General features: G+C 44.8%; 15 protein-coding genes. 8 read left to right on the top strand and 7 right to left on the bottom strand.

All coding sequences use genetic code 11. The features are described 5' to 3' along the window. Positions 1 to 19 precede the first annotated feature (19 nt). On the top strand, positions 20 to 1,627 hold the full coding sequence (gene ushA, locus CWB99_RS00380) for a bifunctional UDP-sugar hydrolase/5'-nucleotidase UshA (RefSeq protein WP_138551959.1): 1,608 nt from the start codon (positions 20 to 22) through the stop codon (positions 1,625 to 1,627). 44 nt (positions 1,628 to 1,671) lie between these two features. Here ushA and CWB99_RS00375 read toward each other — a convergent pair whose 3' ends face one another. Both CWB99_RS00375 and CWB99_RS00370 read right to left on the bottom strand, forming a co-directional pair. After that, the gene (locus tag CWB99_RS00375; protein WP_138551960.1) at positions 1,672 to 2,592 is read right to left on the bottom strand and encodes a hypothetical protein; all 921 of its coding nucleotides are present in this window, start codon (positions 2,590 to 2,592) and stop codon (positions 1,672 to 1,674) included. After that, complete coding sequence (locus tag CWB99_RS00370) at positions 2,582 to 3,430, bottom strand: PhnD/SsuA/transferrin family substrate-binding protein (RefSeq protein WP_249331567.1); 849 nt, start codon at positions 3,428 to 3,430, stop codon at positions 2,582 to 2,584. Before CWB99_RS00370 ends, CWB99_RS00375 begins: the two co-directional genes overlap by 11 nt. Before the next feature lie 269 nt (positions 3,431 to 3,699). On the opposite strand from CWB99_RS00370, the gene CWB99_RS00365 reads away from it, so the two are divergent. Both CWB99_RS00365 and CWB99_RS00360 read left to right on the top strand, forming a co-directional pair. Next, positions 3,700 to 4,539, top strand: a complete 840-nt coding sequence (locus CWB99_RS00365) for a S1/P1 nuclease (protein WP_138551961.1) — start codon at positions 3,700 to 3,702, stop codon at positions 4,537 to 4,539. A gap of 48 nt (positions 4,540 to 4,587) precedes the next feature. Next, positions 4,588 to 7,683, top strand: coding sequence for a TonB-dependent receptor (locus tag CWB99_RS00360; RefSeq protein WP_138551962.1), 3,096 nt, complete (start codon positions 4,588 to 4,590; stop codon positions 7,681 to 7,683). 113 nt (positions 7,684 to 7,796) lie between these two features. Here the strand turns inward: CWB99_RS00360 and CWB99_RS00355 are convergent, their stop codons facing one another. After that, complete coding sequence (locus CWB99_RS00355; RefSeq protein ID WP_138551963.1) at positions 7,797 to 8,225, bottom strand: MarR family winged helix-turn-helix transcriptional regulator; 429 nt, start codon at positions 8,223 to 8,225, stop codon at positions 7,797 to 7,799. Between the two features lie 127 nt (positions 8,226 to 8,352). Between CWB99_RS00355 and hmgA the strand changes: the two genes are divergently transcribed. Both hmgA and maiA read left to right on the top strand, forming a co-directional pair. Beyond that, positions 8,353 to 9,648 (top strand): homogentisate 1,2-dioxygenase, encoded by a 1,296-nt coding sequence (gene hmgA / locus CWB99_RS00350; protein WP_138551964.1) that lies wholly within the window; start codon positions 8,353 to 8,355, stop codon positions 9,646 to 9,648. Positions 9,649 to 9,779: 131 nt separating this feature from the next. After that, positions 9,780 to 10,409, top strand: coding sequence for a maleylacetoacetate isomerase (gene maiA, locus CWB99_RS00345; RefSeq protein ID WP_138551965.1), 630 nt, complete (start codon positions 9,780 to 9,782; stop codon positions 10,407 to 10,409). Positions 10,410 to 10,457: 48 nt separating this feature from the next. Here maiA and CWB99_RS00340 read toward each other — a convergent pair whose 3' ends face one another. Further along, positions 10,458 to 10,688, bottom strand: a complete 231-nt coding sequence (locus CWB99_RS00340; RefSeq protein ID WP_054016710.1) for a TIGR02647 family protein — start codon at positions 10,686 to 10,688, stop codon at positions 10,458 to 10,460. A gap of 152 nt (positions 10,689 to 10,840) precedes the next feature. On the opposite strand from CWB99_RS00340, the gene CWB99_RS24850 reads away from it, so the two are divergent. Both CWB99_RS24850 and CWB99_RS00330 read left to right on the top strand, forming a co-directional pair. Next, positions 10,841 to 11,125, top strand: coding sequence for a DUF1496 domain-containing protein (locus tag CWB99_RS24850; protein WP_138551966.1), 285 nt, complete (start codon positions 10,841 to 10,843; stop codon positions 11,123 to 11,125). Positions 11,126 to 11,152: 27 nt separating this feature from the next. Beyond that, positions 11,153 to 11,401, top strand: coding sequence for a VF530 family DNA-binding protein (locus CWB99_RS00330; RefSeq protein WP_138551967.1), 249 nt, complete (start codon positions 11,153 to 11,155; stop codon positions 11,399 to 11,401). Here the strand turns inward: CWB99_RS00330 and CWB99_RS00325 are convergent. The 3 genes from CWB99_RS00325 to CWB99_RS00315 form a co-directional block, all read right to left on the bottom strand. Continuing rightward, positions 11,398 to 12,096 carry a substrate-binding periplasmic protein gene (locus CWB99_RS00325; RefSeq protein ID WP_138551968.1) on the bottom strand — a complete coding sequence of 233 codons (699 nt, stop codon included), beginning with the start codon at positions 12,094 to 12,096 and terminating at the stop codon, positions 11,398 to 11,400. The genes CWB99_RS00330 and CWB99_RS00325 overlap by 4 nt on opposite strands. 153 nt (positions 12,097 to 12,249) lie before the next feature. Next, on the bottom strand, positions 12,250 to 13,362 hold the full coding sequence (locus tag CWB99_RS00320; RefSeq protein WP_138551969.1) for an arginase family protein: 1,113 nt from the start codon (positions 13,360 to 13,362) through the stop codon (positions 12,250 to 12,252). Between the two features lie 283 nt (positions 13,363 to 13,645). Continuing rightward, on the bottom strand, positions 13,646 to 14,425 hold the full coding sequence (locus CWB99_RS00315) for a DUF2189 domain-containing protein (RefSeq protein WP_138551970.1): 780 nt from the start codon (positions 14,423 to 14,425) through the stop codon (positions 13,646 to 13,648). A gap of 319 nt (positions 14,426 to 14,744) precedes the next feature. Between CWB99_RS00315 and udp the strand changes: the two genes are divergently transcribed. Next, on the top strand, positions 14,745 to 15,509 hold the full coding sequence (gene udp / locus CWB99_RS00310) for a uridine phosphorylase (RefSeq protein WP_138551971.1): 765 nt from the start codon (positions 14,745 to 14,747) through the stop codon (positions 15,507 to 15,509). Position 15,510: the final 1 nt, after the last annotated feature.

The following is a 15,510-nucleotide window of genomic DNA, read 5'->3' as shown; positions in this document are numbered from 1 at the left end:
ACCCCATTGAAGTAGACTTATGCGCTTTATCATTCCATCGCTGTTGGCACTTTCCCTAACAGCGTGTAATACAATACAACAAACCAAATCTGACCCAGCAATAAATCCTGTTCAGTATCTTACTGTGCTTCACACCAATGATCACCATGGCCGATTTTGGCACAATGAAGACGGTGAATATGGCATGGCAGCACGAAAAACCCTGATAGATCAATTAAGAGCAGAGGCCAAGGCACAAGGCCACAGCCTGGTGCTATTGTCTGGCGGTGATATAAATACGGGAGTGCCAGAGTCAGATCTTCAGCATGCAGAGCCCGATTTCAAGGGAATGAGCTTACTGGGTTATGATGCCATGGCCATTGGCAATCATGAGTTTGATAATCCACTTGATGTCCTGGACAAACAAATTGCCTGGGCTAACTTTCCGTTTTTATCTGCCAACATATTGCACAAACATAATGGTGAGCATGCTTATCAACCTTATACAATAATAGAAAAACAGGGCCTGAAAATCGCGATTATTGGTTTGACTACGGTAGATACAGTAAAGATCGCCAACCCTGAGTTCGTTGGTGGCCTCGACTTTGTAGAGCCAGCCCCTATTACTGCGCAGCTCTCGCAACGCATCAGACTACAATATGATCCAGACGTGACAATCGCAGTAACGCATATGGGTCACTATCATGATGCAGCTTATGGTATTAATGCACCTGGAGATGTAACGCTGGCTCGCAATGTGCCTGCTGGTACGCTTGACATGATCATAGGTGGTCATTCTCAGGAACCAATCTGTATAGATGAAAATGGCGCAGAGGATTCTGACTTTGCACCAGGCAAAGCGTGTAAGCCGGACCAGCAAAACGGCATCTGGATTATGCAGGCACATGAATGGGGCAAGTATGTGGGCAAAGCGGTTTTCAGAATCTCTGAAAGTGAGAAAACGCTTGAAAGCTATGAATTGATCCCGGTAAATCTAAAAGATGAACACGGTCAGTGGGCACATGATTACATAGAGCATGACTCGGAGTTAAAAGCCTTTTTAGCCCCTTATCAGAAAGCCGGAGAAAGTAAAATTCTGGGCGCTATTGGTGAGGTCGATGCATTTTTAGATGGACGAAGAAATACTGTTCGTTTCAAGCAAAGTCCCCTTGGCGATTTGATCATTAAAGCACAAATGGCAGCCACAGGAGCCGATTTCGGGCTCATCAGTGGTGGCGGAATAAGAGCCAGTATAAAGGCCGGAGAAGTGAGCTACAAAGACATTTTAACGGTACACCCGTTTCGAAATCGGATCACTTACATCGACTGGAGTGGTCAGGAGCTAATCGACTATATGTCGGTTGTTAGCGCATTTCCACCAGACTCTGGCGCCTACTTGCAATATCATGGTATCGAGTTCGATATACAAAGCGGCAAGCTGATAAATGTTAAGATACAAGGTAAGCCAGTTGATCCAAACAAAACGTATCGAATGAGTATCAACAGCTACAACGCCGCTGGTGGAGACGGTTACCCAGTATTGACCGACTTACCTGGCTATACAGCCACTGATAGTACTGATGCGCAAGTTTTGAGAGATTTTATCGAACGCTACTCTCCCATCAAGCTTTCAACATTATCAGACTAAGGTTAAAACACTCACGGGCGCCATCTGAATGCGCCCGTCTTTTATTACTTTCCGATCACCTCTATATCCTCTGCCTTCTGCGCTTTTAGTCCATAGCTGTGTAATTTTGAGCGTGATCCTTCTCCATGAGCTTTAGGCGGGTACAGCTTTGCTTTTAGCTCAGGTTGGTGTGTTAGCAGCTCATCCAGCGCCGCTCGGATCTCACTCAGTGTTTTCTCAAGACTATTAGAAAAATTAGGCCGTTTTCTGATCGTGTGACCCAATGCAACCAAACGATGGAAGTATTTATCAGCGATGTCCAGTAACTCGTCGGGCACCTCTTTATTCTGATTGAGTGATACATCTGGATTATGTAAACAAAACTCAAGTAGCGCCAGGTAAAAACACAATGGCTTATTGGCCAATTGAACCTGACGCGTTTTGTCGCCACTCAGACATAATGTCTTTGAATACAGGTCAACAACCAAATGCTGTGGTTTCGGCTTGGCAGCCAAGCTTGTCGCCGATTGCCGCTTCGCCTGTTCTCTTTTCTGAGAAACTGAGCGATAAAAAGCGAGGTTTAGTAAGGCAATTACCAAAGGTAATATATATAGCCAATGGTTGTGGCTCATATTCGCCTGGTAGCTGATAGCGGTATCACCATCTGCCCCCGATAACAGTATCTGCTCTTTGGGTGCCTGGTCGTCTTTTGTGGTGATACTCAGGACCCGAACCCGGCTCATGTCCTTATGTAGTCTTGTATTCAGGGCGTCTATATATTCCTGAACACGCGCGGCATCACCGGCATAATTTAGTTGTGGATCTGCAATTGGAAGTCGATTTTTATCCAGAGCAACACGAAGCTTGATACTTCCCAAGTCTTGTTCAATGGTGTGCCTGATAGCCCGCTCGTGAGCAAACACAAACACCAGGGAAAAAATGACACTATAAATAGAAAATGCCAGCAAACCTGTTTTACGACTCATCTTTTTCTCCAAGAAAATAAACAGGTAGATCATCACACTGCCAATACAGATCCAGTTTATCAAAATAGCTTGAGCCGTTATTTTTGGCTACGTCCTGCAACTGACGCTGTAAAGAACATGCCAGATCGGTGTTATCAACATCCATTTTTACATACCAGCGGCTTCCACTGATGTTCTTACCGATCGGCGTAATATAATTCGCAGAGAATCGATTCTCGTCGCTTTCTTGCCAATAGGTTGCAATAATGTCCAGCTCACCCGCTGAGAGCTTTTCTCTTAACACCTGATGAGAACTGACATACTGGATATCCAGTACGCGCATATCCAAATCGAGCCGTTTAAACATTTGTTTTGGAATGATATGCCCTGAGCGGCTGGTTGGGTAATCCACAAGGCCTATTTTTTTATCCAGAAAGTAGGCTTTCTCTAACCTTGGCTTTTCGCGATTTGAAATAAAAAATGCTGTATAAGCTGGATAACCAACGACCGGCATATAATTATAAGTAGACTGTGCTTTTAGAGCCGCCATTACGTTATCTTTTGATAAAGTCAGATCAGCAAGCCCCTTGGCAATATAGTCAATTTGCTCCGCCAGTTCACCACTGTAGCGTACCTTAACCCGACCAAACTGCTTGGCTATTACCTCGTCCTGACACAAAGCAGGCGCCAATTTCCGAGCCAGAGGTTCCACCGGAACATGCACCCTGAAAACGGCTTTATTGCTCGTTGAACGGGTCTCACAGGAGACACTGCTTTCGACCAGTTTTGGTAACTCACCAACCGGCTTGCCAGTGAGATTACTGGCAAGTAACCAACAGCACCAGACTGAGAGAAACAAAACTGTAACAATAGTTGTTTTATTGCTTAGAGAGTGATTATTTTTCAAAACTTCGTATTTCTTAAGTTGCGCGCCCCTATATTAGATCAATTTTTATTACTTATTGCAATAGGTAAACTTACTAAAAAGGCATAAACACTTGTTTTAGCTACTTTATCAACAAGAAATTATGAATCCCATTGAGTCCTTTTCTTTTGCGAAAAAATCCGGACAATTGGCCGCATTCCAAAGGTGTAAACAATACCCGTTTTGGGTAACGAGAATTTTTGATGTTACGAGCTTCTATACAGTGTTTGGTGTTATCTACTGTAATTTTCAGCACCAGTGCTTTGTCTTGGGGTATGAATGGTCATAGAGTCGTGGGTGAATTAGCCCAGCAACACCTTACCCCAGCGACCGAAAAAGCAGTAAAAGCCCTGCTAGCAGAAGATTCACTTGCTGAGGTGTCTACCTGGGCGGATGAAATGCGCTCGAGCCCGGATTCGTTCTGGAAAAAGCACTCTGGCAAGTGGCATTACATCAACATCAAAGATCCAAGCCGCATGACGCAACATGACAATCCGTCGGTAGAACACAAACATGACGTGAAACACATACTAGACGGCATCAACTACTCTGTTTCTGTGCTTGAAAACACAAAATCCTCTAAAGAAGACAAGCAATTCGCGCTAAAGTTCCTAGTTCATTTAGTTGGGGACGCACATCAGCCATTCCATGCCGGTCGTAGTGAAGATCGCGGTGGTAATCTCATTAAAGTGACCTTTTTTAGTGAAGAAACAAATCTACACTCCGTTTTTGATACTAAACTAATTGAACATCAAGCGCTTTCTTATCGGGAATTGAGCGACTTTATTGCAACGCGCGATAAAAAGAAAATAGCGCAAATGCTCAACAGTCGCCCCACCGACTGGCTGGTAGAATCGAACCAAATAGCTGAAAATATTTATAATAGCAATGAAACTGACATCAGCTGGGCGTATATTCATAGGTACACCCCAGTTGTAAAGTCTCGACTTCTTCAAGGTGGGATTAGACTGGCAGGATTGCTAAACCAAATTTTTGACAAAAATTCAAGACCGCTTGAAACTGCGTTAAAAGCAGCCAAGTGAACCTTGACGATTATTATTTAATAAACCTATAACACGGGAAACAACATAATGAAAACGCAACTACGCAAAACGGCTCTTTCACTTGCAATCGCTGCATGTGTCGGTGCAAGTGGCGCTGCTTATGCGAATGACACTGCTTCTGCGGTAAAAGGTCAAATCACCGGTCCAAATGGAAACCCGGCAGTTGGCACCAAAATCACCATTATTCACACGCCTTCTGGCTCTGTGAAAACAACGACAGTTGGTGAAAACGGTTCATTCTCAGCGAAAGGCCTGCGCGTTGGTGGTCCTTACCAGATTATCGTTGACTCTGATAGTTTCGAAGACACTATGGTAGAAGATGTATACCTGAGTCTGGGTAAAACTTACCCTGTTACGGTTCAGCTACAGTCTAAAAGCCAAATGGAGCAAATCGTTGTAACTGGTCGTCCAATTACCATGAACTCTGGTAGTACAGGTCCGGCAACTAACTTCTCTTTAGCAGATTTGCAAGAAAAGCCAGCAATCAACCGCGACCTGAAAGACATCGTACGTACAGACCCGCGTATTTTTGTTGACGAGTCTAACTCAGGTGCAATTCAGTGTGCGGGTGGTAACCCAAGATTCAACAGTCTGACCGTAGATGGCGTTCGTATGAACGACAACTTTGGTCTGAACAGCAACGGTTACCCAACTGAACGCATGCCTTTCTCTTTCGATACTATTGCACAGGTTGCAGTTGAGTTAGCACCGTTTGACGTACAGTACGGCGGCTTTACTTCGTGTAACATCAATGCCGTAACTAAGTCTGGTACCAACGAAATCCATGGCGGCGTTTTCTTTGACTACACTAGCGATTCACTTTCTGGTGATAAAATCGAAGGTGCTAAGCAAAATCTGGGCGACTATGATGAGAAGCGTTATGGCTTCAACGTAGGTATGCCATTGATTGAAGATACGCTTTTCCTTTTCACCAGCTACGAAAAGCTGGAAGGCTCTCAGGTTTTTGAATACACACCATTTGCCAATGGGAAAATCACGTTAGACGAAATCAACGAAATCATCGATATTTCTAAGTCTTTGTATAAATATGATCCGGGTTCAATGATCCCAAGCATGCCTGTAGAAGATGAGAAAATCCTGATTAAGCTGGATTGGAACATCAACGAAATGCACCGTGCTTCGTTCGTATACAACTACAACGACGGTTTCTCTCTGAGCCAGTCTGACTCAAGCTCAGACCGTATGTCTCTGTCTAACCATTTCTACGAGCGTGGCGCAGAACTAAACTCCTACGTTGCAACGGTATACTCTGACTGGACCGACGATTTCTCAACTGAAGTACGTGTTGGCTACTCTAAGCTTGATAACCGTCAGAACTCTCTGGACGCTGCATCTGGCTTCGGTGAAATGCAAATCTATACTGACGACGTAACTGTTTACATTGGTCCAGACGACTCACGTCAGGCTAACAAGCTAAAGTATGACAACCTGTCTCTTAAACTGGCTGGTACATACTACCTTGACTCACATGAGATTAGCTTCGGCTACGAAATGGAAGAACTAGATGTCTTCAACATGTTCGTACAGCACAATGAAGGTGAGCATCGTTTCTTCGGTGGTATTGAAGACTTCCGTAATGGTGTAGCTCGCGTTTACTATGGTAACGCAAGTAGCCACAACCCAATCGATGCTGCAGGTGAATTCAAGTACGCGCTTAACACCCTGTATGTACAAGATAAAATTGACCTGGAAGATTACGAAATCTCAATCACTGCCGGCCTTCGTTACGACTGGTACACCAGTGATGATGTTCCTGCAGAAAACAAGAACTTCCAAGGCCGTTACGACTTTTCTAACCAACAAAACCTTGACGGCGTATCACTACTGCAACCACGCTTAGGCTTCAACTGGGTTTACAACGACCAGCTTGAGCTGCGTGGTGGTATTGGCTTGTACTCAGGTGGTAACCCGAACGTTTGGATCTCAAACAGCTACTCTAACGATGGTATCCGTAACATCCAGATCAACCAAAAGAACATGCAGCTACTTGGCCCGGATGCGGTTACATTCGTAGATAACGGCGATGCAGGTTATGCTATCCCTAAAGACCTGTATGATGCTGTGGGCAGTGGTACCGCTGATGCAAGCACCAACGTAACAGATCCTGATTTTGATATCCCTTCTGAGTGGAAATACTCACTAGGTGCAACGTATGTTACAGAAGAAGACTACGTCTTCACCGTTGATTACTTATACACTCACAAGCAAGACTCGGCTATCGTCAGAAACTTAGCCTTAGTTCGCGCTGGTACTGCACCAGATGGTCGTCCAATCTACTCAGACGATCCGCACCCAAGAAATTCAGATTTCTTACTTACTAATGTAAAAGGCGAAGACGCATATTCACATATCCTGTCGTTCGGTATGAACAAGTCATTTGACAACGGCATCGATTTGGCAATGTCATATGCTTACACTGTCTCTAAAGACGTGCACCCAATGACAAGCTCAGTGGCGTTCTCGAACTACCACTTCTTTGCAACGGCAAACCCAGAGGCACCTAACCTGTCGACTTCTAACTATGAAGTGCCACACCGTGCAACTCTGTCACTGTCGTACAAGCATGAGTTTATCGACGGCTACGAGACTAAGTTCAACCTATTTGGACAGGCAAGCGTAACTAACCCTTACTCTTACACGTTCGACAACACAGGTATGTTTGGATTTGCTGATACTGAACGTGACCTATTGTACGTACCAAACATTGAAGACAATGCTGTTCAGTACGGTGCTGACTTTGATAAAGCAGCGTTTGATGCTTGGGTTGAGCGTGAAGGCCTTGCTCGTGGTGAAATCCTTGACCGTAACTCTCAAGACGGTGAATGGTGGGTTACTTTTGACTTGAAAGTTGAGCAGGAATTTGCTGGCTTTGCAGATGGTCATAAAGGTTCTGCGTTCTTCACAATCAAAAACCTGGGTAACTTGTTGAACGACGACTGGGGCGTAATGGAAACGGGTAGTGAGATGCAAAATGCAGTTACTGCACGTATTACCGAGGCAGGTCGCTACGAGTTCGTTAAATTTAATGACCCAAGCGGTACTGATTTTGAAATTCGCCCTTCACTTTGGGAAATCCGTATCGGTGTTAAATACGATTTCTAATATCTATAACACGTAATTAGATAATCTCTAAAGGTCAACTTCGGTTGACCTTTTTTAGTTATAGTGGACCAGTAAAACAAAGCTTTGGTTACTTAATCTGGCTACTTGCTACATTATAAAAGAAAACGCCCTTCCAGCTTTTTCATTGTCGCCAGTAAAGCTTGTTTTTCATCCGGGTTTAACTCGCTTAAGAGTTTACTTTCCCAAACCAGCGCTTCAGGAGTCAGTGTTTCATACAACACTGTGCCCTGCTCTGTTAACGTCATTTCGGTGGCGCGTTTATCCGCCTCACTTTGCTGGGCAACCAGCATTCCCTGTTGTTGCAATTGCTTAATGGCCCGCGACACCGTTGACTTATCCATACTTGCCAGGTCGCACAACTGCTTTGCGGTTGCACCCGGGTGCTGAGCCAGATGCACCAACACCCGCCACTGGGGTATAGTCAGCCCGGCTTGTTCATACACTTCAGAAAATGCTTCACTCATTGCATTGGCCAGCCTAACCATGCGGTACGGCAGAAATTCATTGATATCAAACGCCATTATCAAGCTCCGGGTACATCTGGCGAATTTTCGTATACATAGGTTTACACATTAAAAACTGCCAAGGATTGAAAATACTCTCACATGAGAGTATCTTTACAAAAAACATCAACGGAGTCTATGCAAAATGAGTGCAGAATTCGAGTATATGAGCGGTTTTGGTAATGAATTTGAAACCGAAGCCCTACCCGGCGCCCTGCCTGTGGGTCAGTTTTCACCACAAAAAGTAAAATACGACCTTTACGCAGAGCAATACAACACGACAGCTTTCACAGCCCCCCGTGCTGAAAATCGCAGAAACTGGTTCTACCGTATTCGCCCGTCAGTTGTTCAGGGGGATTATCAGGCCATGGATAACGGTCTGCTGCGCACAGCCCCAATCACTGAAGTACCGACTCCACCAACCATGTTGCGCTGGAATCCGGTCGAAGTACCGACCGAGAAAACTGACTTTGTCGATGGCTTAATCACTATGGCTGCGAACGGCAGTGCCAACGGTCAGGCTGGCATCGGTATCCATGTATACGTTGCCAACGCTTCTATGGAAGGCCGTTATTTCTACAACGCCGACGGCGAATTGCTCTTTGTACCTCAGCTGGGTGAACTGATACTACACACAGAATGTGGCAAGCTGGCAATTAAGCCTGGTGAAATAGCGGTGATCCCACGTGGTATTAAGTTCCGCGTAGAGCTACTAAATGAACAAGTTCGTGGTTATATCTGCGAAAACTATGGAAATCCTTACATCTTGCCAGAACGTGGTCCTGTTGGTGCAAATGGCTATACCAATGAGCGCGATTTCCTTTACCCGGTAGCTGCGTTCGAAGACCTGGAAGGAGATTTCGAACTCGTTGCGAAATTTAATGGTAACCTGTTCCGTTGTGATATCGGACATTCGCCACTTGATGTCGTGGCCTGGACAGGTAACAGTGCCCCGTATAAGTACGACCTTGCCCGTTTCAATGTGATGAATACGGTGAGTTTTGACCACCCTGACCCGTCAATTTTCACTGTTCTGACGTCACCTTCGGGCACACCTGGTGTTGCAAACGTCGACTTTGTGATCTTCCCACCACGCTGGATGGTGGCAGAGAATACCTTCCGTCCTCCATACTACCACCGCAACATCATGAGTGAGTTTATGGGTCTGATTGAAGGCGTATACGATGCCAAAGAGCATGGTTTTGTTCCCGGTGGTATGAGCTTGCACAACTGTATGTCTCCCCATGGCCCTGAAGCTGATGTTTTTGAAAAAGCATCGAATGCAGAGCTTGAGCCACAGCGTTATGAAAACACACTGGCCTTCATGTTTGAGTCACGCTATGTGATTTCACCGACTAAATACGCTTTAGAAGGGAAAGAGCGCCAGCCGAATTACCTTGATTGTTGGAAAGGTATCAAGAAATATTACCAAGGTGCGTAAACGCCCTTTGTGGATACCATTGAGTACGCTGAGCGGGTTAAACACCTGCTCAGCGTTTCTTATTTGAGCCAAATACTCTTATGGTTGCCTTATTAGGACCAGAGTAATCGTCGTGAATTAAAGGATCAAACATGAAACTGTATACTTATTTTCGTTCTTCAGCTGCCTATCGTGTTCGTATCGCATTAAATCTGAAGCAATTGGATCATGAACTTGTTCCAGTGAACTTGCTGAAATCAGAGCAACAAGGTGCTGAGTACTTAAGCAAAAATGCACAAGGTCTGTTACCTGCCCTTGAAACTGAACAAGGCATGCTGGCGCAGTCTTTGGCCATACTTGAATGGCTTGAAGAAACCTTCGATGCAACACCATTGTTACCAGCTGACGCATGGCAAAAGGCTCAGGTGCGCAACTTTAGCTATGCAATCGCTTGTGATATTCACCCAATTGATAATCTGAGAGTGCTAAAGTATCTGAGCAATGAGCTATCGGTCTCAGATGAGCAAAAAAATACCTGGTATCAGCACTGGGTAATTGAAGGCTTTAAAAAGCTGGAGGTTATGCTGGGTGATGACGCGTTTTGCTTTGGTGATACGCCGACACTGGCTGACGTTTGTTTAGTACCACAGGTTTATAATGCACTGCGTTTCAAAGTTGATATGAGTGAATTCCCGAAAATTGCCCGTATCTACGAACACTGTAATACGCTTTCTGCGTTTATAGAAGCAGCACCAGAAAATCAGCCTGATGCACCTCAGTAATACATAGTACAGGAGCGCTGATATGTTGCGCTCCTCTCATTTCATATCCTACTTAAGGGCACTATGTACCTGATCCAAATGAGTTAACAAATCATGTCCAAGGTCGGTCAAGTACCCACCATCGGGCTGATCGATAACGCCTTTCGCATACAAGCGTTCGGCAGCTGCCAAAATACCCTGATCTGCATTTTTATGTATTTTTATCCCCTGGTGCAAACTACTACGTGGAAACTTCACCAGTAGTTCCAGCTCAGCCATTAGTTTTTCATCAAATGCCATAATCCCTCCTGAGACCTAAGAATAGGCCCAACTTCTGCATGTATTATCTTGGCCAGACAGCAACAAGATGCTTGCCGACACATTACCAATAGCTAAGGTATATAGTACATTAGCTTACCCACTTAAATTTAGCTTGAACTGGGAGTTATGCCATGAAAAATCGGTCAGTTTGCTTTTTATTTACATTTTTTTTGATTCCACTCAAAGGACTTGCCTTTGGTAATGAAACAAATTTATACCTTGAGCAGCTGCAGCCCGTGTGTTGGTATCAGGATCTCCGATACACTCAGGGGGCTATCATTAAGCAAGTTGATAAACTTTATGTTTGCAGTCACCGTTATGCAAACCAACCGCAAAGTCAGCTAATGTGGCTTCAACTTGATGAGAACGGAAACCCCATCAGAGTAGAAATGAAAGGTAAAATCAGGGTACACTAGGCGCTTTGACACAATGAATAAAGCAGTATGAGCGGATCACAACCCAACAACCCATTACATGGCGTCAAGCTTCAGGACATTATTGAACGCCTGGTTGAACAACTCGGCTGGGAAGCAATGTCTGAGGCAGTCAATATTAATTGCTTCAAAAAGGACCCTTCGGTGAAGTCGAGCCTAAAGTTTCTACGTAAAACGCCATGGGCAAGAGAAAAAGTAGAGGCGCTCTATATAGACACTTTTCATGGCTTTAGCTGGCCGGAGATTAAGAAACCCTAATACAAGCGATCGTAGGCGGCCTTGATGCGTTTAATAATACTTTGGGGTACTTTTTTATTGCAGGCGAAATAGAGTTGAGTATTCATCTGATTGAGCGTCATTACACGCTCAAGTTCACTGCTCATAGGCTCGCTCTTGCTCTTATGCTCAAACTGAGCGTCACTCAGAATCACTAAATCAACAATATCTCGTCGCGTAGCAAGTAACTGAAATATTTTATCAAATGATTGGATTAGCAAGAGCTGCTGACCTTCTGAAAAGCCTTGGCTCTTGAGGTATTGATGACTGAAGTTATCTCGAATAACTGCTATCTTATACTGCCGAGCCTGCTCCAGGTTATCGATATGAAGATTCGCAGACTTAAGAGCATAAAAAGAGGTCGTAAAGCCTCCGATGGGGAACACCCATGAAAATAGCGCGTCCCGCTGCTTGCTTTTGGCAATAGAGAAAATACAGGTGTTTGGATCGCGCTTTGCACTGTTATAAGAAATACTCCAGTTATCTACCGATAGCTGGTAATCAACGTTTGCCTCATTTAACACTTGAACGACTTTATCCGCAGCATGACCAACCAACTCGCCCTCTCCGTTTACATACTGAAAATGCGCGAAATTTTCAGTAACCAGAGTCAGTGTATAGGCGTGTGTTCCAATACTCCCTAGCATTAACAACGGGTAAATTAGCCAGCGTACCAAGCATCGCTCCTTTGGTTTTTATTAACCTACAATTTTTAATATAGGAAAATATTCGGATACTGTGAATAGAGTTAGCAGTTAAATTTTAATTGAAGTGGTTAGCTCTGATGACGGTAAGATGAAAGAAGGCCGAAGCCCTCTTTCACTGTTTGATTAGCTTTTGTTGATGGCATCAATCAGAAAAGCGGACAATTTCGCCCCTTCTCGAAGCGTCGTTTCGGAACTCGACGAGCCAGCAAGAGAGCTGTCTGTAAATGGCGCTATCTCCATCATATCAGCACCCGTGATCGGAAACTCTTTGCTAAGCGCCGTTAGGATGATCATTGCCTCATCGGGTGTCATACCACCAGATTCTGGTGTACCAGTTGCCGCAGCAAATTCTTCATCCAGCGCGTCAATATCAAAACTGACATACAGCTCATCGACTTTATCTTCTTTAAGCTGCTTAATGACCTGCTCTACGATAGCACTTGCACCCTGTTCGCGAATTTCATGGGCCCAATGTTGTTTAACGCCAAACGTAGATTCCCAATGTGCTTTACTTTTGCCACTGGAACGGATCCCAAACTGAATAAGGTGGTGCGGTGCAGGAAGAAATTCCAGAATATGTGTACACCAGGAACCGAAGCACAGGTCAATCCCTAAGCGCTCAACCAGCAAATCAGTGTGTGCATCAAAGTGAATAATTGCCGTGCGCTTACCCTGATCTCGTTTGGCTTTAAGATACGACTTGGTAAGCGGGTAACTGATAGAGTGATCACCACCGATACCAAAGATCCCTTTTTCAGGATAGTGTGCATAAAAGCCATCACATACATCTTCAGTGATAGAAAGCGGAGACACATGGTACTCACTGTTTTCGTCCTGATACAAGGCCTTCTGACAGTTACTGATGGTTCCCTCATTGAGGTATTTGTCATGCAGCAAATGAGGAATAACCCGCACATCACCCAAATCAAACGCGCTGACTTGAGGTTGCTGTGTCAGCAGTGTGGAACGAAGAAATAAGGGTCCCCAGTTAGCGCCTCTTAAGATGCCACCGCCACAATCTGAACTGATCCCCAAAATGGCAGCTTTGTATTCGCTATCAGATAGTGTATTCAGTGAAGCTTTCCAAAGAGGCTCAATGTTCTCTGTCTGACCATAGAGTTTCTCACGCAACGCAGCTTTTCTTTCTTTTGCCGTGTTGACAGTAAACACACCGTCGCCCGGCGGACATAAACAGCTTTCTATTTTCTGATGAAATTTTACCTTGCTATCACTCATTGAGACCTCCTCAGTCAACTGCATAAACATGCCACACCGTTACTCAAAGAATAATTATTAAATTATCAAAATCAGTGTGACCGGTTAGCGAAAAGCTTCACAAGCATCTCACTAATACACCAAGTCACTTCTTATTTTTCAATTGGTTACGGAAATCTAGTGGACTTTAAAACGATAATATAAATTGTACTGGAGTCGGTATAACATGGCTGAGAGATAAGTCAACCGCTCCGACGTTGACGAAAGTGTCCAGAGCGGTTGAATATGCAGGCTAAGTGTTTGCTTATTCGTATTTTCTTGGTTTTTTGGTTTTAATTGTCGCAATATATCCATGCCAACTGGCATAGGCCAGCAGCGGCATGATGACAATAAAGCCAGCCGTACCAGTCAGGAAACCCACGATTACCAGAACACCTATGGTCGCGCCCCACACTATCATCGCTGCTACATTAGACTTTACAGCATGAATGGATGACACTACTGCCGTCATAATATCAACACGACGCTCCATCATAATCTGAGGTGTAAACGCAGAAATCGCGAACACCGTCACCACGAGAATGCCACCCACCAATGTTCCTAGTCCCAAAAATGCCGAAAGCTGCTCAAAGTTGGGGTTTGGCACATTGGGGTACAATGCGTGGATTAATGCCGCAAGGCGCATCCAGACTATCATAATGACCATGAGTAAGATTGCAAAGCCCCACTCACCGGCCGGGTTTCTGAACATACTTTTGAGACTATGACTGAGGGTTGGCTTATGGCCTTTCTCTAGTTCCCAGGCCACGTCATACAGCCCAGCGGCAAACGCAGGACCTATCAGTGCAAATGCAACAGCCGCAGGCAAAATAACAAGGTGTGTTTCAACTTCAAACGCAAGCCACATAATGGCCGCGGGAATTGTTGTAAAAACCAGTCCATAAATTAAACTGAGCAAAGGCGCTCGAGCTATATCTTTAAAAGCGAGCGCGAGCCAATGAAACGCCACAAATGGGCTTAGCTTGTTGCTTTCAAAACAGCGGGCAAACTCGTTGTGCTTGTCTATCGATTGTGTTGCAGGCATAGTAGGTATTCCCCATTTGCTTTCTCCTTATTAAGGTTTAGAAGACAGTCGACAATGTTGCAAGCAATCGGTTAATTTCAATTAGCTCTGCGTTTACAGTTTGGCGTTTAAATGCCGATATCTAATATCAGCGCAAGATAAACAACCCTTTGTTTCATTGAGGCTTAAACATAAAATAATTGCATAAACCCGGGCTCACGGGGGGATTTCACTAAACGACACAATTGTAACGCTCAAAGGCCAGGATAAGGACATTCGTCCTGTACTTAACTGCAGGTAAAATTGACCATTGGGCTTTAGAACTACACAAGGTTTATTTATGGAAAAGGTATTTCACCTGGGTCTTTCGAAAGCAGATCTAAACGGTGCAACACTGGCTATCGTTCCTGGCGACCCAAAACGTTCAGAGCGGATCGCTGAGCAACTGGACAACCCAAAATGTTTGGCTCAGACACGCGAATTTCACGTATATCTTGGCGATATTAACGGCCAATCTATTGTGATTTGCTCTACTGGTATCGGTGGACCATCAACGTCAATTGCGGTTGAAGAACTCGCTCAACTTGGCGTCAATACCTTTTTACGCATAGGTACCACTGGCGCTATTCAGCCGCATATCAATGAAGGTGATATTCTGGTTAGCACCGCTTCTGTGCGCCTTGATGGTGCCAGTCAACATTTTGCCCCACTTGCCTACCCTGCAGTGTCTGATTTCCACAGCACCTCTGCCATGGTTGAGGCCTGTGAGCAGCTGGGTGTGACCTATCATACTGGTATCACCGCCTCTAGTGATACCTTCTATCCGGGCCAGGAACGCTATGATACCTTTTCCGGATATGTGCCAAAGGCGTTTCAGGGCTCGTGTGAAGAATGGCAAAAGCTCAATGTAATGAACTATGAAATGGAGTCTGCGACGCTCTTTACAATGTGTGCCGCTTTGGGACTAAAAGCAGCCTGTGTAGCCGGCGTACTGGTAAATCGTACACGCCAGGAGATCCCGAATGTCGACCATAAACTGGTAGAGAAAAACGCAGTCGCGGTTGTGATCAAGACTGCCGAGATCGTACTAGAAAGAACAAAGTAGG

The sequence above is a fragment of the Pseudoalteromonas rubra genome, from assembly GCF_005887095.1.
Lineage (GTDB): Bacteria > Pseudomonadota > Gammaproteobacteria > Enterobacterales > Alteromonadaceae > Pseudoalteromonas > Pseudoalteromonas rubra_E.
This window is presented reverse-complemented; position numbering and strand designations above follow the sequence as displayed.